Genomic DNA, 16882 nt, shown 5'->3' with positions numbered 1-16882 from the left:
TTTATTTTAATTTTACGCGACAAACTTAAATTTAATAATGGAAGACGCATACATCATATCCGGCACACGCTCGGCCATCGGAAATTTTAAAGGAAGCCTTTCACCCCTCCGCACGGATGACCTCATGGCAAATGTCATCAAAAATCTGATCGATAAAAATCCGGATTTTCCTTTTGATAAAGTGGATGACGTCATCATCGGCTGCGCAAACCAGGCAGGTGAAGACAACCGAAATGTTGCCAGAATGGCTTTGTTGCTTGCTGGCCTACCGGTGAGCGTTCCAGGTGAAACCGTAAACCGCCTTTGCGCTTCAGGCATGAGTGCGATAGTGCACGCCGCGAGAGCTGTAAAATCTGGGGATGGTGACCTTTTCATTGCGGGTGGTGTGGAAGGAATGTCCCGGGCGCCTTACGTGATTTCAAAAGCAGAAAACGCTTTTGCGACTGACCAGAAAATGTACGACTCAAGTTTTGGCTGGCGTTTTATCAATCCTAAGATGGAAGATATGTACGGCACCGAAGCCATGGGTAAAACGGCTGAAAACCTTGCCCAGAAATACGAAATAAGCCGAGAAAGACAGGATGCTTTCGCGCTGAACTCTCAGCTGAAAGCTGCAGAAGCGCAGAATAAAGGAAGGTTGGCGGAAGAAATATCCGCGGTGGCGGTCCCGAAAGGCCGAAAAGAAACGGTCTTTTTTGAAAAAGATGAGTTTCTGAAACCGGCGTCGAATATGGAAATTTTAGGTAATCTGCGGGGCGCGTTTTTAAGAGAAAACGGTACGGTGACGGCGGGTAATGCTTCGGGTTTGAATGACGGTGCGGCCGCAGTGATTGTCGCGTCTGGTGAAGCAATAAATAAATATTCCTTAAAGCCCCTGGCTAAAATTGTCGCATCTGCAGTGACCGGAACTGAACCCGGCATCATGGGAATCGGGCCGGTGGAAGCGAGCAAACTGGCGCTGAAACGCGCAGGGCTGACTTTGGACGAGATTGATATCATCGAACTGAACGAAGCTTTTGCTGCGCAAAGTATCGCCTGCCTGATGGAACTTGGAATTGCCGACGATGATCCACGTGTAAATGTGAATGGTGGCGCCATTGCATTGGGTCATCCGCTTGGTATGAGTGGTACGCGTATCACTTATTCGGCAGCGCTGGAGCTTTCCAAAACCGGAAAGCGCTATGCTTTAGCCACGATGTGTGTGGGTGTAGGGCAGGGATATGCGGTGGTTTTAGAGAATCCTGCCGTTTAAGAATGTCTTTAAAATATGAAAAGCAAAGCCGGAAATTTTCCGGCTTTTGTTATTCTAAATTAATCCTGGGGAAAGGTGCTCGTCCCTAACTTTTAGCCCCGATTGAAGCGGCATCGCCGCCGAGGCGGGATATAGCGGAAAGCGGGTATGCTTTTCGGAAGAAGCTAAAATTTGGTAGCTCCTCAATCGAAATTTAAATGTGTTTCGAAGTTGCGGGTTCGTCATAATTGACCATCCACTTGATGCCGAATTTATCCGTCCACATGCCGAAGTACGCGCCCCAAAAGGTGTCAGCGAGCGGCATTGTAATGTTGCCACCTTCGGCCAGCCCGTAGAAAATGCGCTCTGCTTCTTCGCGCGAATCTGTGTTTATGGAAAGCGAAAAATTGTTTCCTGGTGTAAAATCGCCGTTCGGGTCCGCATTGGTGTCAGAACCCATCAAAAGGGTTTCCTGCGAAATTGGAAGCGAGACGTGCATGATTCTGTTTCTGAGTTCTTCGGGCATCTGCTGACCGTCCTGCGCGGGCATATCGCCGAAGCGTGAAAATTGGCCGAACTCACCGGCAAAAACGGATTTGTAGAATAGAAATGCATCTTCGCAGTTACCGTCGAATGTCAAATAGGCGTTAATTTGTGCCATTTTTTTAGTTTTTTTGAAGTGAAGTGGTGCTTCGTGCCAACGATCGGCCGGCCATTACGAGCCCCCAGGACGCAAGGCCCAGAACCCAGAACCAAAATGGTGTGGGCAGCGTAAGCATCATGTAGATTGAAATAAGTGCGAAGAGCGCACCGATGATAAATGCGGGTGCACGACTGCTGTCGCGCGCAATTTTAGTTGCTGTGAAGCCACCGCAGAACGCGCCGGCGGCGTAGGATAAAATGACGAAGAACAACGCCATGAACGGCGCGGTCTCCACATAGTTTTTCAAAGATTCTGTATCGTTGAGATCAGCGCCCATTGGCGGCGGGTAGGCCTGCCGACCGAGCCACTGTACAATTCCCAGTACTACTGCAGTGACAATGATGCCTGCGATAACGGCTGCAATTTTTCTTAACATAGGTTGTAGTTTTTTAGGGTTGTACTTTTTAAACGCCAAATTGCTGAAGATGATGGTTTAAATGTTTGGCGAACATATTATTCCATTCCTGCGCGGTAAGTTCGCCAAATGAATGGTTTTCTTTACCGTCAAAAGCCTCGCGGCCCAGTTGCTGTGTTTTTTGGATGTAACCGATGAGTCTTTTCTTTTCAGCCTCGAAATCTTTTTCGCCGGCAATTTTGAAAAGTGGGCTGGTAGGACCGTTATGCGGGTAAGATTTTTCACCTACTACCTTCGCTTTTACGAAATTCTTCATGATAAACTTCGCAATGCCGCCCATTTTCTTAAACTTTTGAGGTTCGAATGCCAGCTCATAAGCCACGTTAAGGTGCGCCAACATTTGATCTACGGTCATCTGGCCCCAATTTGGGCTGCTTTCCGGTGTAAGTTTGTTGATTCTCGCGATGTAATACTGCGCAGTGGAGGCATCGAAAATATTTTGCATGCGGGAAGATTTATTTCAACAAATGTATTTAAAAATTAAGTTTAAAGAAATGGGCGTACCGAATTTTAATTAAATACAGCACTTCAATGTTGTTCTAAAAGTCTGGTGTTTTGCGGCCTGTCATTAAATATATTTAAAGTACTAAAGGCTAAAGCCAAAGGCAAAATTTTCGTAAATTCGCGACACTTAAAGCTAACGTTTAAATACAAATAAAAATAACAATGAGTCAATTCGATGTTACCGTTATCGGTTCAGGACCTGGAGGATATGTTGCTGCAATACGCTGTGCGCAACTGGGTTTGAAGACCGCAATTATTGAGAAATATCCAACGATGGGCGGTACCTGTCTGAACGTGGGCTGTATCCCGTCAAAAGCTTTGCTGGACAGTTCGGAACATTTCGAGAATGCCAAACATAATTTTGCCAGCCACGGTATCATCATCGATGAGCCGAAAGCCGACCTTGCCCGTATGATCGCGCGTAAGAACGAAGTGGTGGACCAAACGACTAAAGGAATCCAGTTCCTGATGGACAAAAATAAGATCACCGTTTTTGAAGGTGTAGGTAGTTTTGAATCTTCTACGCAGGTTAAAGTAACTAAAAAGGACGGTTCATCGGAAATCATCGATTCAAAATATATCATTATCGCAACCGGCTCGAAACCAAGTTCGTTGCCCTTCATCAGCCTGGATAAAGAGCGTGTGATCACCTCAACCGAAGCATTGGAGCTTAAAGAAATTCCGAAACATCTTGTTGTGATCGGAGGTGGAGTGATTGGATTGGAACTTGGTTCTGTGTATAAAAGACTTGGTTCAGAGGTTACCGTGGTTGAGTTTATGGATAAAATCATCCCAACGATGGACGGTGCACTATCAAAAGAGCTTAATAAAGTTCTGAGAAAGCAGGGTATCAAATTCATGCTTTCAACCGCAGTTCAGGCTGTTGAAAGAAACGGAGATTCGGTGAAAGTTACCGCAAAGGACAAAAAAGGTGCTGAAGTAGTTGTAGAAGGTGATTATGTTTTGGTTTCTGTTGGAAGAAAACCTTATACAGAAGGTCTTGGGCTTGAAAAAGCAGGTGTGGACCTTGATGAGAGAGGCAGAGTGAAGACAAATGCACATCTTCAAACCAATGTTTCGAATATCTATGCGATCGGTGATGTAGTAGCCGGAGCAATGCTGGCGCACAAAGCTTCTGAAGAAGGCGTTTTGGTAGCTGAGCAGCTTGCCGGACAAAAACCGCACATCAATTACAACCTGATTCCGGGCGTGGTTTATACATGGCCAGAAGTTGCGGCCGTAGGTAAAACCGAAGAGCAACTGAAAGAAGAAGGTGTTGCAATAAAAGTCGGTAATTTCCCTATGAGAGCGCTTGGCAGAAGCCGTGCCTCAGGTGATATCGAAGGTTTCATCAAAATCATTGCAGACGAAAAAACCGATGAGGTCTTAGGCGTTCACATGATTGGCGCAAGAGCAGCAGATATGATCGCTGCTGCGGTTACAGCAATGGAGTTCCGCGCTTCAGCGGAAGATATCTCGCGCATGTCTCACGCACACCCAACATTCGCAGAAGCTATTAAGGAAGCGGCGCTGGACGCAACGGGTAAGATTGCGTTGCATATGTAAGAACAAAGTAAAAAGTGAAAGGAGCCAAGTAGGGACAGATTTGGCTGTCGTATAGGCAAAAAATAAAGAGAAGTTTCGGCTTCTCTTTATTGTTTTTAAAAATTGATATCATCCCGTTTTTCATAGCGGTATTTTGGTTTAATGATTTTATTTAAATAGGTACCTTTTGAAAACGCAGCCCGGAATTCCTCGAAAACTTCCTGCGGAACATCCAAATAATCGTACACTGCGCCCGAAACATAGATGATGCGCAGAATTTCGAGCTCAGGTTTGTAAAAATATTTTCGGATTACGGAGGAAGGCATGCCGTGATTCTACAATTTCTGTTCCTTTAGATTTCATACCTTTGCGCATCTTTATTACTATCCTATATGATTCCAGGTAAAACTCAAATTCTAAAAATCGCAGAAAAAAACTATTCCGGACTTTTTCTTGAAGACGAAAACGGCGAACGCGCATTTCTTCCTAAAATTTTCGCTTCCGAAAGTGCCGAAATTGGCGATGAAATGGAGGTATTTGTGTATCAGGATGATGATAAACTGAAAGCTACGACAGAAAAACCGAATGCCGAAGTGGGCGAATTTGCGGTGATGTCCTGCGTGCAGAGCCTACCTAGCGGCGCATTTATGGATTGGGGAATCATCAAAGATTTATTTGTTCCGTATAAGCAGCAGAAGCAAAAGATCATTGAAGGAAGACGATATCTTGTTCATGTTTTCGTGGACGAAACTTTAGGACTAATCACTGGTACAACAACGTTCAAACGCAACCCGACTTATGAAGATCTGCCCTTTCGCGTAGGCGATAAAGTGAATCTGATCATCATGGGTGAAAGCGAACTGGGTTGGAATGTTGTCATTAATAAAAAATACATTGGCCTGGTGTATGCTTCCGACGTTTACAAAAAACTGTTCCCGCTTTCGGAGGAAACCGGTTATATAAAAACCATTCGCGAGGACGGAAAAATCGATGTGTCGCTGCAGCCGCAAGGTTATGAGAATATCGATGAGTTCCAGCAGATCATTTTGCAGAAACTGAAAGAAAACTACGGCGTGCTGTATCTTTCGGATAAGTCTGAACCGGACGAAATAAAGGATGAGCTGCAGATGAGCAAGAAAAATTTCAAGAAAGCAATCGGTGGACTTTACCGCGACAAGAAAATTGAGATTTTTGAAGATAAAATACGTCTCATCGAAGAAACAGAATAAAATCTAAGATCTCGAAAAAACAAAAAGAGCAGTTTGTAGAAACTGCTCTTTTTTTGTTTTGTCGGGATGACTGGATTCGAACCAGCGACCCCTTGCACCCCATGCAAGTACGCTACCGGGCTGCGCTACATCCCGAAACTGCGGCAAAAATAAGGATTTTGACGATAATTTTGCAAGATGATTTTGGATTCTAATTTTTGTTTTTAAGCAAAAACCCAGCTACTGGTTTTTCATGCGCTGAATTTGAGTCCGCAGTTGAATCACTCCTTGCGCACCAGCAGGATCCAGTCTTCCTCAAGTAGTTTGTAGCCGATGTCGTACACGAAGCGGTATTCAGCGCCGTTTTTATAGATTTTAAGGCTGGTGAAATAGCTGAAATCGAAGCCTTCCGAGGTGAGCTTATTGCGCGTAGTTTTGGCTTTGCCTTCGGTAAATTTCTGTTCAGAAAGTATGCGGTGGTTTTTGCGCAGCTTGTTGTTGATGTTGCGCATCAGGTTAGACGAATCTTTATTGTGTTTGTTGTTGTAGGCGTTTCGGCAGCTGTCGTTGCAGAATTTCTTATCGCTTCGGCCGATGATCTTTTCGCCACATTCCAGGCAGTCTTGCATAGCAAACATTTGATAATCAAATATATAAAATTTATCTATGCTGGCTTTAAATTTTTCTGAATATTGGCTCTTAGTAATTTCATTAAGCTTCTGCGCTTTTATAATTAAATTTGCTGCATGGATTCACTTGAACAGATTATTGAATTTAAGACTTCACCCGAACTCATCTCAAAACTGCGCGAGCACAGCGTGGTGAAAACTTATACCGCCGGCGACCTTATCCTCGACGAAAATTCTGCAATCCGCGCCATCCCGATTGTGACAAAAGGGACACTGAAAGTGATGAGAACCGAAGAAGACGGCCGCGAAATCCTGCTCTACTATATCACAACCGGCGAAAGTTGCATCATGTCTTTCCTGGGCGGTATGCACGATGAAAAAAGTAAGGTGAAAGCGGAAGTGGAAGACGATGCCGAAATCATGTTCCTGCCAATGGAGAAAGTGCATCTGTTCATCAAAGAGCATCCTGAGTGGCTTGATTATATCTTCAGGCTTTACCATAAACGTTTTGAGGAACTGCTCGGGATTGTCAACGCAATCGCTTTCCGGAAAGTGGACGAAAGACTGCTTACGCTGTTACAAAAAAAAGTGGAGATTACGGGAAGTCAAACAATCAGCATTACCCATGAGCAGCTCGCCAATGAACTCGGAACCGCAAGGGTAGTGGTCTCCAGGCTGCTTAAGCAGCTTGAGGAAAACGGTAATCTTCAGCTCGGGCGCAACAAAATCATCCTTATGTAACCAAAGTAACTGTGCAGCGTTCTGGCTTGGTGCAATTTTGCAGCATCAAACAGAATTATGGACACAACAGGTTACATCGCTTCAATATTCATCGGCATTTCGTTAGGACTTATCGGCGGCGGTGGCAGCATACTCACCGTTCCTGTGCTGGTCTATCTTTTCGGGATAGACGCGGCAGTAGCGACGGTTTATTCACTTTTTATCGTCGGAATGACCAGTGTGGCGGGCTCATTTACCTATTTCAGAAAAGGTTTGGTAAATATGAAGACTGCGCTCATTTTCGGCATTCCTTCGATCATCTCCGTATTTCTGACCCGAACTTTTTTCGTTCCCGCCATTCCGGATGAGGTTTTTACACTTGCAAATTTCAGCTTGACCAAAGACATCATGCTGATGCTGCTTTTTGCAGTGCTGATGATTTTCGCGTCTTACAACATGATCAAAAAATGCAAAGGTGAAGACTGTTTTAAAACTGATAATAAGCCCGTAAAAAACACGGCAATTGTGCTGCAGGGCGCGCTGGTAGGCTTTGTAACCGGTCTTATCGGTGCTGGCGGCGGTTTTCTTATTATTCCGGCATTAGTTGGTTTGCTGAAACTCGACATTAAAAATGCCATCGGAACTTCACTTTTCATCATCGCGCTAAATTCTCTGTTCGGCTTTGGTGTTTCCGTTTCACATTTCGTGATTGAGTGGAATTTAATTTTAAAGATTCTGGGTCTGGCAATACTCGGCGTACTCATCGGGAGCTGGCTTTCAACGAAGATCGATGGCAAGAAACTGAAGCCCGCGTTCGGCTGGTTTGTCTTGGTGATGGGCGTCTATATCCTCATCAAGGAGACTCTAATTTAATTGAAATCAATCAATCAATCATTAACCATAAATAAAATTATTAATACTATGTCACAACCGCATTATTATGAAGTAAAAGCAGACTGGAAAAACGGTCGCAAGGGACTTTTATCCTCTCCCGTACTGAATGAAACAATAGAATGTGCCACGCCGCCGGAATTCCCAAAAGGTGAACCCGGAATCTGGTCACCCGAACATTTGTTCGCAGCCGCCATAAGCAGCTGTTATCTCTCGACTTTTTTGGCAATCGCTGAAAATTTCAAGCTCGATTTTCAAAGTTTTTCATGTAATACAATTTGCAAACTTGAATTGGTGGAAGGCAAATTCCAGATCTCTGAAGCGGAAATCACGCCTGAACTTGTACTTGCAGACCCCGAAAAAGACTGCAAAAAAGCACTCAAAGTCTTGGAAAAATCTAAAGCGGCCTGCCTTGTGACCAATTCAATGAAAACGGCTGTGACACTTAAAAATCCCTTTAACTAAACCGTTATGTTCAATTTCATTAAAAATATTTTCGCAGGGCCAGCCAGCAGCGAGCCTGCTTTTGCCATCACCAGCGAAACTTTTCTTGTGGATGTGCGCACGCCCGGCGAATTCCGTTCCGGAAGCGTAAAAGGTGCCGTGAACATTCCACTCGATTCTATTACTAAACAAATGGGTAAATTTGCGGGAAAGAGCAGCACCGTGGTGTTTTGCAGGAGCGGCAACCGAAGCAGCCAGGCCAAAAAAATACTGGAGCAGAACGGCATAAGCAACGTGACCGACGGTAAAACCTGGCAAAACGTAAATAATCTGTTAAACAATTAAAAAAATATGTTAGAATTTCTTCAGCAGCCGTGGCCATGGTATGTCGCGGGCCCACTGATCGGTCTTACCGTCCCGGCGCTTTTAATCCTCGGGAACAAATCTTTCGGAATTTCGTCTTCGCTGCGGCACATCTGTGCCTCGTGTCTGCCGGCCAATATTCCGTTCTTTAAATACAACTGGAAGAAAGAAGCCTGGAATTTATTTTTCGTCTTCGGAATTTTCTTGGGCGGCATCATCACGATGATGTTTTTCTCAAATCCAAACCCTATCGAGGTTCATCCAAATCTGGTAAAAGAACTTGCCGGCTACGGAATTACAGATTTCAGCAATTTGGTTCCTACCCAACTGATGAACTGGGAATCACTGTTCACGCTGCGTGGCATGATCATGATGGTCGGCGGCGGATTTCTGGTCGGTTTCGGTACCCGATATGCAGGAGGTTGCACCAGCGGCCACTCCATCATGGGAATTGCGAACCTGCAGCTTCCGAGCCTAGTCGCCACAATCTTCTTCATGATTGGCGGATTTTTAATGGCCAACGTGTTACTTCCAATCATTCTTTCACTTTAAATTTTAAATAATAAATGTCTCAAAATATAAATCCACAGGAAGATCTGGACCTCAGGTCACTGGATACGATGTGTGTGAATGAAAGCCGTTTGCAGCACCAATGGTATCATAATCTGAAATATCTTGTGGTGGGCATCCTGTTCGGCTTCGTTTTCATCAAAGCGGAAGTGATCAGTTGGTTTCGCATCCAGGAAATGTTCCGGCTGCAGTCTTTTCACATGTACGGCATTATCGGAAGCGCTATTTTGGTCGCGATGATCTCGATATTTTTTATTAAAAAATTCAAAATAAAAACTATTTATGGCGAAGTAATCATCTTCCATAAAAAAGAGTTTAACAAAGGCCAGATTTACGGTGGACTCATCTTTGGTTTTGGTTGGGCCATCACCGGAGCCTGCCCGGGACCGCTGTTTGCACAGATCGGAACAGGCGCAACAGTTATTGTAGTAACGCTGCTCAGCGCGATTGCCGGTACCTGGGTTTATGGCTATTTCCGCGAAAAATTGCCGCATTAAAAGCTCAGCTAACAGCAACTCACGAAAAAAACTTTCAATTTTATTTGCACAGGCGGATAAATAAATTATAAATTTGTCCCACAAAATAAACAGAATGTTCAATCAGCTACATCATCATCATTTTCATACTTGCACTCTCGCGAGCTGATTATGATATGCTGTAAAATCAACAAATATATAATCCCGCCTGAGTAAATCAAGGCGGGATTTTTCTTTTTTACTACTTCCGGATTTCGATTTACTCATGCTTTTTCAAAATAAAACAAATGAGTAAACTTAAAATTGCCATCCAAAAAAGTGGTCGACTCAGCCAAAAATCAGTCGCTCTTTTGGAAGAGTGTGGCCTGAAATTCCCCAACGGCGGCGGAAAACTGATTACCGAATGCACCAATTTCCCTGTTGAAATCCTTTTTCTGCGAGATGATGATATTCCGCAGTACGTGGAGCAGAATGTTGCACACATCGGCATCATCGGTGAAAATGTGTTTCTCGAAAGTGAAAAAGCGATTACAATCGTTGAAAAACTGAATTTTTCGGTTTGCCGTTTAAGTCTGGCAGTTCCGAAAGAGATTGATTATCCGGGTATAAATTTTTTCAAAGGAAAAAAAGTCGCCACTTCTTACCCCAATATTCTTCAGAAGTATTTTAAAGAAAATAGGATCGAAGCGACTGTTGAAGTCATCTCCGGAAGTGTGGAAATTGCGCCGGGTATTGGTTTGGCTGACGGAATCTGCGATATTGTAAGCAGCGGCTCTACCTTACTTTCCAATGGATTGAAGGAAGTGGAAACAGTAGTAAAAAGCCAGGCCGTGATGGTTGCAAACCAAACTCTGGGCGAGGAAGCTCAGCAGATTTTAAACAAACTGCTTTTCCGCATCCGTTCTGTCCAAAAAGCGAAAGAGAACAAGTACATCCTGCTGAATTCTCCTAACAGCCAGCTTGAAAAAATCATCCAAATCCTTCCCGGGATGAACAGCCCTACCATTCTTCCGCTCGCAAAAGATGGCTGGAGCAGCTTACACTCTGTCATCAGCGAAGATAAATTCTGGTACGTCATCGATGAGCTGAAAAAAGCTGGTGCTGAAGGCATCCTGGTGGTTCCTATAGAAAAAATGATTCTTTAAAATCAAAAAAAACCAAATGAAAAATATAACCAACCCGACAATTTCTGATTGGGCTAAAATTTGTAAAAGACCGGTTTTTCCCGCTGAAGATTTGGAAGACAAAGTCAAAAATATTCTTGAACTGGTGCAGCAGAAAGGCGATACGGCACTTAAAGAATTAAGTTTAAAGTTTGATAAAGCCGTAGTTGAAGAGCTGAAAGTAAGCGAAGCTGAAATAGAAGCTTCAAAAAAGCAGGTTTCAGAGGAGTTAAAAGTAGCGATTTCGGTTGCCGCAAAAAACATCAGATCTTTTCACGAAGCCCAGCAACTCACCGAAACCATTGTGGAAACAATGCCGGGAATCCAGTGCTGGAGAAAAAGTGTTGCGATCGAAAATGTTGGATTGTACATTCCTGGTGGTTCCGCGCCTTTGTTTTCAACAGTTTTGATGCTGGGAATTCCGGCGCTGATTGCTGGCTGCAAACAAATTGTATTATGTACACCTCCTGATAAGGACGGCAATATCAAACCCGCAGTTTTGTACACGGCAAATTTTCTGGGGATTACCCAAATATTCAAAGTGGGTGGCGCACAGGCCATTGCAGCATTGGCTTACGGGACGGAAACGGTTCCGAAAGTGGATAAAATCTTCGGACCCGGAAATCAATTTGTCACCAAAGCCAAAGAACTTGTTCAGAAAAACGGTATTGCCATCGATCTTCCGGCGGGTCCGAGTGAAGTCCTGGTGATTGCAGATTCAACTGCGGATGCGGATTTTGTTGCCTCCGATTTGCTTTCCCAAGCAGAGCATGGCCCAGACAGTCAGGTTGTTTTGCTTTCAGATTCTTCGGAATTTGTTGAGAAAGTTAAACTTGCTGTTGATGAACAACTGCGTGTTTTACCCCGAGCTGACATTGCAGCAAAAGCGCTTGAAAACAGCTTTTCGGTGATTTTCAATTCCATAGGAGAATGTGTGGAATTCAGTAACCGTTATGCACCCGAACACTTAATTCTGGCCATTGAAAATGCGCAAGAATTTGCCGACAAGATTCAGAACGCAGGTTCGGTTTTCATTGGAAACTATTCCTGTGAAAGTGCCGGCGATTACGCGAGTGGAAGCAATCACACCTTGCCGACCAACGGTTATGCCCGAAGTTATAGTGGAGTTTCTTTGGACAGTTTTGTGAAGAAGATTACTTTCCAGAATATCAGTAGATTAGGTTTACAAAATATCGGCAGAACGGTGGAAGTGATGGCCGGGGCAGAACAGCTTTTGGCGCACAGAAATGCCGTTTCCATCAGATTAAAAAAAATACAGGATGAAAAGTAAAATTAATGAACTCGTAAGAAAAAATATTCAGGCTTTGAAGCCGTATTCGAGCGCGAGAGACGAATATTCGGGGAAAGAGGGAATCTTTCTGGATGCCAATGAAAACCCTTTTGGAATCTACAACCGCTACCCCGATCCGTATCAACCGGCTTTGAAAAAGAAATTGGCAGAACTCAAAAATACGTCTCCCGAGCAGATTTTTATCGGAAACGGCAGCGACGAAATAATTGATCTGGCGTTCAGGATTTTCTGCGAGCCTGGTCAGGATAAAGCCTTGACTTTTGTTCCGACCTACGGGATGTACGAAGTTTCTGCAAACATCAATGATGTGGACCTCATTAAACTTCCTTTGAATGATGACTTTCAGATTGAAAAAGACCTTTTGCAGCCTTACTTTTCAGACCCAAATCTGAAACTCGTTTTTATCTGTTCGCCGAACAATCCGACAGGAAATTTATTGCGAACTGAAGATATTGAGTTTATTCTCAATCAATTCTGCGGAATTGTGATTCTTGACGAGGCTTACATTGATTTTTGTGACCGACCTTCCTTTATCGAAAAACTTACGGATTATTCGAACCTAATCATCATCCAGACTTTAAGCAAAGCCTGGGGTTTGGCAGGAGTACGCCTCGGAATCGGTTACATGAATGAGGAAATTCTGTCTTACTTCAACCGCGTGAAACCTCCTTATAACATCAGTTTGCTCAATCAGCAGACCGCGCTCGAAATTTTAAATGATAAAGCGGCTTATGATGATAAAGTAAAAAATATTTTAGCAGAAAAGGAGCAGATGATTCAAAGACTTTCCACTTTAAAGATGATAAGAAAAATTTATCCTTCTGATGCCAATTTCATTCTTGCAGAAGTGGAAAATGCAGATCAACTGTATGAAAAACTCGTTGAAAGAAAGATCATCATCAGAAACCGGAACTCCGTCATCAAAAACTGCGTGCGGATTTCAGTGGGAACATCCGAAGAAAATGAACAGTTATTAAATGCCTTAAAAGAATTCAGCAATGACTAAAAAAGTTTTATTTATAGATCGCGACGGGACCATCATCCGCGAACCCCAAGATTTCCAGATTGACAGTTTCGAAAAGCTCGAATTCTTACCAAATTCCATCAGCAATCTTGCTAAAATTGCCCGCGAATTGAGTTACGAACTGGTAATGGTGACCAATCAGGACGGTTTGGGAACCGATTCTTTTCCGGAAGACACTTTCTGGCCAGTGCAGAATTTCATCATCAATATGCTGAAAAATGAAGGTGCGGAATTTGCGGAAATCTTTATTGATCCGTCTTTTGAACATGAAAATAAGCCCACAAGAAAACCGGGAACGGGCATGCTTCAGAAATACATTTACGGAAACTATGACCTCGGAAATTCCTTTGTAATCGGTGACCGTGAAACGGATATTCAATTGGCAAAAAATTTAGGTTCAAAATCGATACTCATCAGCGATACTGAAAATGAAGCGGCGACCTTTTCCACTAATGATTGGAGCAAAATCTATCAGTTCTTAAAATCTGTCCCCCGAATTGGTAAAGTGAAAAGGGAAACCCTCGAAACTTCCATTAAAGTTAAAGTGAATCTGGACGGAACTGGCGTTTCAGATATCGATACAGGTCTGCCTTTTTTTGATCATATGTTGGAACAAATTTCCCGACACGGTAACCTCGACCTTAATGTCAAGGTGAAAGGTGATCTCGAAATCGATGAACACCACACCGTAGAAGATACCGCGATTGCTTTGGGTGACGCTTTTCTGCAGGCTCTTGGCAAAAAAAAAGGCATTTCACGTTACGGTTTTTTATTGCCAATGGATGATTGTCTGGCTCAGGTAGCGGTAGATTTCGGCGGTCGGCCGTGGATTGTTTGGGAAGCGGAGTTTAAGAGGGAGAAAATCGGTGATGTGCCGACCGAACTTTTTTTCCATTTCTTTAAATCCTTCAGCGATCAGGCGAGATGCAACCTGAATATCAAAGCTGAAGGCGAAAATGAACACCACAAAATCGAATCTATTTTTAAAGCGTTCGCAAAAGCAATAAAGATGGCGGTAAGTAAAACCCAAAACTATAACATCCCCAGTACAAAAGGAATTTTATGATCGCAATATTGAAATACAACGCCGGCAACTCGCTATCCGTGGAAAATGCGGTAAAAAGGCTCGGTTATGAATCGGTTATCACCGATGATCCTGATGTTTTAAAAAATGCTGAAAAGGTCATCCTTCCGGGCGTTGGCGAAGCAGCCTCAGCAATGGAATATTTGAAGGAAAAGGGTTTGGATGAAGTAATTAAAAACCTTACGCAACCGGTTCTGGGAATTTGTCTGGGGATGCAGCTGCTCTGCGAATCTTCAGAAGAAGGTGATACTGAAACTTTGAGGATTTTTAAAACTAAAGTCAAGAAGTTCCCGCCTGAAGATCTTGTTCCTCACACTGGCTGGAACAATTTCACTTCCGTTAAAGGAAAGCTCTTTGAAAATGTTGAGACTGACGAAAATTGCTATTTTGTTCACAGTTATTACGCCGAACCCAGCGAGGAAACCGTGGCGGTCACAGATTATATCCTGCCTTTCAGCGCGGCCTTGCAGAAAGATAATTTCTACGCAACCCAATTTCACCCCGAAAAATCAGCTGACACTGGAATGCAGATTTTAAAAAACTTTTTAAGCTTATGAGAATTATTCCGGCCATCGACATCATCGGTGGTAAATGTGTAAGACTGACGAAAGGCGATTATTCGACCCAGAAAATTTATAGTGAAAATCCGGTGGATATGGCGAAAATGTTTGAAGATAACGATATTAAATTTCTGCATGTCGTAGACCTTGATGGTGCAAAATCGAAGCAGATTGTCAATTATAAGACGCTGGAAATGCTTTCCTCAAAAACCGGACTCCAAATCGATTTCGGAGGCGGAATTAAATCAGAAACTGATATCAAAACCGCTTTTGAATGCGGCGCGAAACAGATAACCGTCGGAAGTGTTGCGGCGCAAAATCCAGAATTGATGTTGGAATGGCTCGTGAAATATGGTGCTGAAAAAATCATTCTGGGCGCCGACTGTAAGAACAGGATGATTGCGACCAACGGTTGGCTCGAAAGCAGCAGTCTGGACGTGGTTGAATTTATTAAAGAATTCAATAAAAATGGCGGAACATACAGCATTGTAACCGATATCGATAAAGACGGAATGCTTCAGGGGCCGGCTTTTGGGCTTTATGAAGAAATCCTGGACGAAACAACAATCAGTTTGATTGCCAGCGGCGGAATCACCACGATTGAAGATTTGCAAAAGCTGAAAAAACTCGGCTGCGAAGGCGCAATTATTGGAAAAGCGATTTATGAAGGGACGATTAATCTTAAAGAACTAACAGAATTATGCTGAAGAAAAGAATCATTCCGTGTCTCGACATAAAGAACGGAAGGACGGTAAAAGGAATCAATTTTGTTGATATTCAGGACGCGGGCGATCCTTTGGAACTTGCGAAAAGATACGTTGACGAAGGCGCAGACGAGCTTGTTTTTCTCGACATTACCGCAACACTTGAGAACCGTAAAACACTCACGGAACTCGTGACCCGAATCGCTTCAGAAATTAATATTCCATTTACGGTCGGAGGTGGAATTAATACATTGGAAGACGCCAAAAAAATTATCGATTCCGGCGCGGATAAAATCAGTTTGAATTCCGCGGCAATTCTCAGACCTGAACTGATTACGGAGATTGCGCGTAAGTTTGGAAACCAGTGCGTCGTTTTGGCGATCGACACAAAGTTTGAAGATAATGAATGGAAAGTTTTCCGCAGTGGCGGTACAGTTTCCACAGAATTAAAAACCGTTGACTGGGCCAAAAAAGGTGCAGAATTAGGAGCTGGAGAAATCCTTTTGACGTCGATGAACAACGACGGAACAAAGAATGGTTTTGCAAGTGAAATCAGTAAAGCGGTTTCGGAAGCGGTTTCCATTCCGGTGATTGCCTCTGGCGGCGCCGGAACGATGGAACATTTTGCGGATGTTTTCAGCCAAACAAAAGTCACCGCCGCTTTAGCAGCCAGCGTTTTTCACTTCGGTCAGATCCCGATACCGGAACTTAAAAAATATTTATCAACACAAAACATCACGGTACGACTATGAAACCAAATTTTAATAAATCCAACGGCCTGATTCCCGTCATCATTCAGGATGAAATAACGCTGCAGGTTTTGATGCTGGGTTATATGAATGCAGATGCGTTCAATAAAACCGTTGCAGAACAAAAAGTAACCTTTTACAGCCGCAGCAAAAACCGAATTTGGACGAAAGGCGAAACTTCCGGAAACTTTCTTTGGGTAAAAGACATGAGGCTTGATTGTGACGACGACACCTTATTAATCACTGCAAAAGCCGACGGACCCACGTGTCACAAAGGAGCGGTTTCGTGTTTCAATACCGAGCCTAAAAAGGGATTTCTATACCGTTTGGAACAAACCATTCATGAAAGGATAGACGAAAATTTTGAAGATTCCTACACGAATCAACTTTACAAAAAAGGCATCAACAAAGTCGCACAGAAAGTAGGCGAGGAGGCCGTAGAACTCGTGATAGAAGCTAAAGATAATGATGCAGAGCTCTTTAAAAATGAAGCAGCGGATTTACTCTATCACTATTTAATTTTGCTGAAATCGAAAGGTTTTACATTGGAAGAAATTGAAGCGGTTTTAAAAGAGCGGGAGAAGTAA

Annotated in this window: 22 protein-coding genes and 1 tRNA gene; 17 read left to right on the top strand and 6 right to left on the bottom strand. The window is 43.4% G+C overall.

All coding sequences use genetic code 11. The features are described 5' to 3' along the window. Nucleotides 1-37 precede the first annotated feature (37 nt). On the top strand, nucleotides 38-1252 hold the full coding sequence (locus H9628_RS08245; protein WP_251833647.1) for an acetyl-CoA C-acyltransferase: 1215 nt from the start codon (nucleotides 38-40) through the stop codon (nucleotides 1250-1252). 193 nt (nucleotides 1253-1445) lie between these two features. Here H9628_RS08245 and H9628_RS08240 read toward each other — a convergent pair whose 3' ends face one another. The 3 genes from H9628_RS08240 to H9628_RS08230 are packed head-to-tail and all read right to left on the bottom strand — an operon-like array spanning nucleotide 1446 to nucleotide 2794. Beyond that, complete coding sequence (locus tag H9628_RS08240; RefSeq protein WP_251833646.1) at nucleotides 1446-1892, bottom strand: VOC family protein; 447 nt, start codon at nucleotides 1890-1892, stop codon at nucleotides 1446-1448. A gap of 4 nt (nucleotides 1893-1896) precedes the next feature. After that, nucleotides 1897-2310, bottom strand: coding sequence for a hypothetical protein (locus tag H9628_RS08235; protein WP_251833645.1), 414 nt, complete (start codon nucleotides 2308-2310; stop codon nucleotides 1897-1899). A gap of 28 nt (nucleotides 2311-2338) precedes the next feature. Beyond that, the gene (locus H9628_RS08230; protein WP_251833644.1) at nucleotides 2339-2794 is read right to left on the bottom strand and encodes a DUF1569 domain-containing protein; all 456 of its coding nucleotides are present in this window, start codon (nucleotides 2792-2794) and stop codon (nucleotides 2339-2341) included. Between the two features lie 221 nt (nucleotides 2795-3015). Here H9628_RS08230 and lpdA point away from each other — a divergent pair, with 221 nt between their 5' ends. After that, nucleotides 3016-4419, top strand: a complete 1404-nt coding sequence (lpdA, locus tag H9628_RS08225; protein ID WP_251833643.1) for a dihydrolipoyl dehydrogenase — start codon at nucleotides 3016-3018, stop codon at nucleotides 4417-4419. 95 nt (nucleotides 4420-4514) lie between these two features. Here lpdA and H9628_RS08220 read toward each other — a convergent pair whose 3' ends face one another. Next, complete coding sequence (locus H9628_RS08220) at nucleotides 4515-4724, bottom strand: KTSC domain-containing protein (RefSeq protein ID WP_251833642.1); 210 nt, start codon at nucleotides 4722-4724, stop codon at nucleotides 4515-4517. 66 nt (nucleotides 4725-4790) lie between these two features. Here H9628_RS08220 and H9628_RS08215 point away from each other — a divergent pair, with 66 nt between their 5' ends. Further along, complete coding sequence (locus H9628_RS08215) at nucleotides 4791-5627, top strand: CvfB family protein (protein ID WP_251833641.1); 837 nt, start codon at nucleotides 4791-4793, stop codon at nucleotides 5625-5627. A gap of 61 nt (nucleotides 5628-5688) precedes the next feature. Here the strand turns inward: H9628_RS08215 and H9628_RS08210 are convergent. Beyond that, a tRNA-Pro gene (locus H9628_RS08210) sits at nucleotides 5689-5762 on the bottom strand. 125 nt (nucleotides 5763-5887) lie between these two features. Further along, a complete protein-coding gene (locus H9628_RS08205) occupies nucleotides 5888-6235 on the bottom strand; it encodes a hypothetical protein (protein ID WP_251833640.1) in 348 nt (115 codons plus the stop codon). A gap of 117 nt (nucleotides 6236-6352) precedes the next feature. Between H9628_RS08205 and H9628_RS08200 the strand changes: the two genes are divergently transcribed. From H9628_RS08200 to hisIE, 14 genes are all read left to right on the top strand, one after another. Then, on the top strand, nucleotides 6353-6976 hold the full coding sequence (locus H9628_RS08200; RefSeq protein ID WP_251833639.1) for a Crp/Fnr family transcriptional regulator: 624 nt from the start codon (nucleotides 6353-6355) through the stop codon (nucleotides 6974-6976). Between the two features lie 57 nt (nucleotides 6977-7033). Further along, a complete protein-coding gene (locus H9628_RS08195) occupies nucleotides 7034-7828 on the top strand; it encodes a sulfite exporter TauE/SafE family protein (protein WP_251833638.1) in 795 nt (264 codons plus the stop codon). A 48-nt stretch (nucleotides 7829-7876) separates the two neighbouring features. Continuing rightward, the gene (locus H9628_RS08190) at nucleotides 7877-8311 is read left to right on the top strand and encodes an OsmC family protein (protein ID WP_251833637.1); all 435 of its coding nucleotides are present in this window, start codon (nucleotides 7877-7879) and stop codon (nucleotides 8309-8311) included. A gap of 6 nt (nucleotides 8312-8317) precedes the next feature. Next, the gene (locus H9628_RS08185; protein ID WP_251833636.1) at nucleotides 8318-8635 is read left to right on the top strand and encodes a rhodanese-like domain-containing protein; all 318 of its coding nucleotides are present in this window, start codon (nucleotides 8318-8320) and stop codon (nucleotides 8633-8635) included. A 6-nt stretch (nucleotides 8636-8641) separates the two neighbouring features. After that, a complete protein-coding gene (locus H9628_RS08180) occupies nucleotides 8642-9205 on the top strand; it encodes a YeeE/YedE family protein (RefSeq protein ID WP_251833635.1) in 564 nt (187 codons plus the stop codon). A gap of 14 nt (nucleotides 9206-9219) precedes the next feature. Then, the gene (locus H9628_RS08175; RefSeq protein ID WP_251833634.1) at nucleotides 9220-9720 is read left to right on the top strand and encodes a DUF6691 family protein; all 501 of its coding nucleotides are present in this window, start codon (nucleotides 9220-9222) and stop codon (nucleotides 9718-9720) included. A gap of 266 nt (nucleotides 9721-9986) precedes the next feature. Continuing rightward, nucleotides 9987-10844, top strand: coding sequence for an ATP phosphoribosyltransferase (gene hisG / locus H9628_RS08170; RefSeq protein ID WP_251833633.1), 858 nt, complete (start codon nucleotides 9987-9989; stop codon nucleotides 10842-10844). Nucleotides 10845-10860: 16 nt separating this feature from the next. Next, nucleotides 10861-12153, top strand: a complete 1293-nt coding sequence (gene hisD, locus H9628_RS08165; protein ID WP_251833632.1) for a histidinol dehydrogenase — start codon at nucleotides 10861-10863, stop codon at nucleotides 12151-12153. Then, nucleotides 12143-13180 carry a histidinol-phosphate transaminase gene (gene hisC / locus H9628_RS08160; protein ID WP_251833631.1) on the top strand — a complete coding sequence of 346 codons (1038 nt, stop codon included), beginning with the start codon at nucleotides 12143-12145 and terminating at the stop codon, nucleotides 13178-13180. Before hisD ends, hisC begins: the two co-directional genes overlap by 11 nt. Next, the gene (hisB, locus tag H9628_RS08155; RefSeq protein ID WP_251833630.1) at nucleotides 13173-14264 is read left to right on the top strand and encodes a bifunctional histidinol-phosphatase/imidazoleglycerol-phosphate dehydratase HisB; all 1092 of its coding nucleotides are present in this window, start codon (nucleotides 13173-13175) and stop codon (nucleotides 14262-14264) included. The genes hisC and hisB overlap by 8 nt, the downstream gene beginning before the upstream one ends. After that, on the top strand, nucleotides 14261-14839 hold the full coding sequence (hisH, locus tag H9628_RS08150; RefSeq protein WP_251833629.1) for an imidazole glycerol phosphate synthase subunit HisH: 579 nt from the start codon (nucleotides 14261-14263) through the stop codon (nucleotides 14837-14839). Before hisB ends, hisH begins: the two co-directional genes overlap by 4 nt. Then, nucleotides 14836-15549 (top strand): 1-(5-phosphoribosyl)-5-[(5-phosphoribosylamino)methylideneamino]imidazole-4-carboxamide isomerase, encoded by a 714-nt coding sequence (gene hisA, locus H9628_RS08145; protein WP_251833628.1) that lies wholly within the window; start codon nucleotides 14836-14838, stop codon nucleotides 15547-15549. Before hisH ends, hisA begins: the two co-directional genes overlap by 4 nt. Further along, entirely contained in the window at nucleotides 15543-16298 is a 756-nt protein-coding gene (gene hisF / locus H9628_RS08140; protein WP_251833627.1) for an imidazole glycerol phosphate synthase subunit HisF, read from the top strand. Before hisA ends, hisF begins: the two co-directional genes overlap by 7 nt. Then, entirely contained in the window at nucleotides 16295-16882 is a 588-nt protein-coding gene (gene hisIE, locus H9628_RS08135; RefSeq protein ID WP_251833626.1) for a bifunctional phosphoribosyl-AMP cyclohydrolase/phosphoribosyl-ATP diphosphatase HisIE, read from the top strand. The genes hisF and hisIE overlap by 4 nt, the downstream gene beginning before the upstream one ends.

Origin of the sequence: Kaistella pullorum, from assembly GCF_014837035.1 — a bacterium.
Lineage (GTDB): Bacteria > Bacteroidota > Bacteroidia > Flavobacteriales > Weeksellaceae > Kaistella > Kaistella rhinocerotis.
This window is presented reverse-complemented; position numbering and strand designations above follow the sequence as displayed.

Bases quoted from the DNA above. Each gene is read 5' to 3' on its own strand.
- H9628_RS08245 (WP_251833647.1), top strand. From the start codon at position 38: ATGGAAGACGCATACATCATATCCGGCACACGCTCGGCCATCGGAAAT.
- H9628_RS08240 (WP_251833646.1), bottom strand. From the start codon at position 1,892: ATGGCACAAATTAACGCCTATTTGACATTCGACGGTAACTGCGAAGAT.
- H9628_RS08235 (WP_251833645.1), bottom strand. From the start codon at position 2,310: ATGTTAAGAAAAATTGCAGCCGTTATCGCAGGCATCATTGTCACTGCA.
- H9628_RS08230 (WP_251833644.1), bottom strand. From the start codon at position 2,794: ATGCAAAATATTTTCGATGCCTCCACTGCGCAGTATTACATCGCGAGA.
- lpdA (WP_251833643.1), top strand. From the start codon at position 3,016: ATGAGTCAATTCGATGTTACCGTTATCGGTTCAGGACCTGGAGGATAT.
- H9628_RS08220 (WP_251833642.1), bottom strand. From the start codon at position 4,724: ATGCCTTCCTCCGTAATCCGAAAATATTTTTACAAACCTGAGCTCGAA.
- H9628_RS08215 (WP_251833641.1), top strand. From the start codon at position 4,791: ATGATTCCAGGTAAAACTCAAATTCTAAAAATCGCAGAAAAAAACTAT.
- H9628_RS08205 (WP_251833640.1), bottom strand. From the start codon at position 6,235: ATGCAAGACTGCCTGGAATGTGGCGAAAAGATCATCGGCCGAAGCGAT.
- H9628_RS08200 (WP_251833639.1), top strand. From the start codon at position 6,353: ATGGATTCACTTGAACAGATTATTGAATTTAAGACTTCACCCGAACTC.
- H9628_RS08195 (WP_251833638.1), top strand. From the start codon at position 7,034: ATGGACACAACAGGTTACATCGCTTCAATATTCATCGGCATTTCGTTA.
- H9628_RS08190 (WP_251833637.1), top strand. From the start codon at position 7,877: ATGTCACAACCGCATTATTATGAAGTAAAAGCAGACTGGAAAAACGGT.
- H9628_RS08185 (WP_251833636.1), top strand. From the start codon at position 8,318: ATGTTCAATTTCATTAAAAATATTTTCGCAGGGCCAGCCAGCAGCGAG.
- H9628_RS08180 (WP_251833635.1), top strand. From the start codon at position 8,642: ATGTTAGAATTTCTTCAGCAGCCGTGGCCATGGTATGTCGCGGGCCCA.
- H9628_RS08175 (WP_251833634.1), top strand. From the start codon at position 9,220: ATGTCTCAAAATATAAATCCACAGGAAGATCTGGACCTCAGGTCACTG.
- hisG (WP_251833633.1), top strand. From the start codon at position 9,987: ATGAGTAAACTTAAAATTGCCATCCAAAAAAGTGGTCGACTCAGCCAA.
- hisD (WP_251833632.1), top strand. From the start codon at position 10,861: ATGAAAAATATAACCAACCCGACAATTTCTGATTGGGCTAAAATTTGT.
- hisC (WP_251833631.1), top strand. From the start codon at position 12,143: ATGAAAAGTAAAATTAATGAACTCGTAAGAAAAAATATTCAGGCTTTG.
- hisB (WP_251833630.1), top strand. From the start codon at position 13,173: ATGACTAAAAAAGTTTTATTTATAGATCGCGACGGGACCATCATCCGC.
- hisH (WP_251833629.1), top strand. From the start codon at position 14,261: ATGATCGCAATATTGAAATACAACGCCGGCAACTCGCTATCCGTGGAA.
- hisA (WP_251833628.1), top strand. From the start codon at position 14,836: ATGAGAATTATTCCGGCCATCGACATCATCGGTGGTAAATGTGTAAGA.
- hisF (WP_251833627.1), top strand. From the start codon at position 15,543: ATGCTGAAGAAAAGAATCATTCCGTGTCTCGACATAAAGAACGGAAGG.
- hisIE (WP_251833626.1), top strand. From the start codon at position 16,295: ATGAAACCAAATTTTAATAAATCCAACGGCCTGATTCCCGTCATCATT.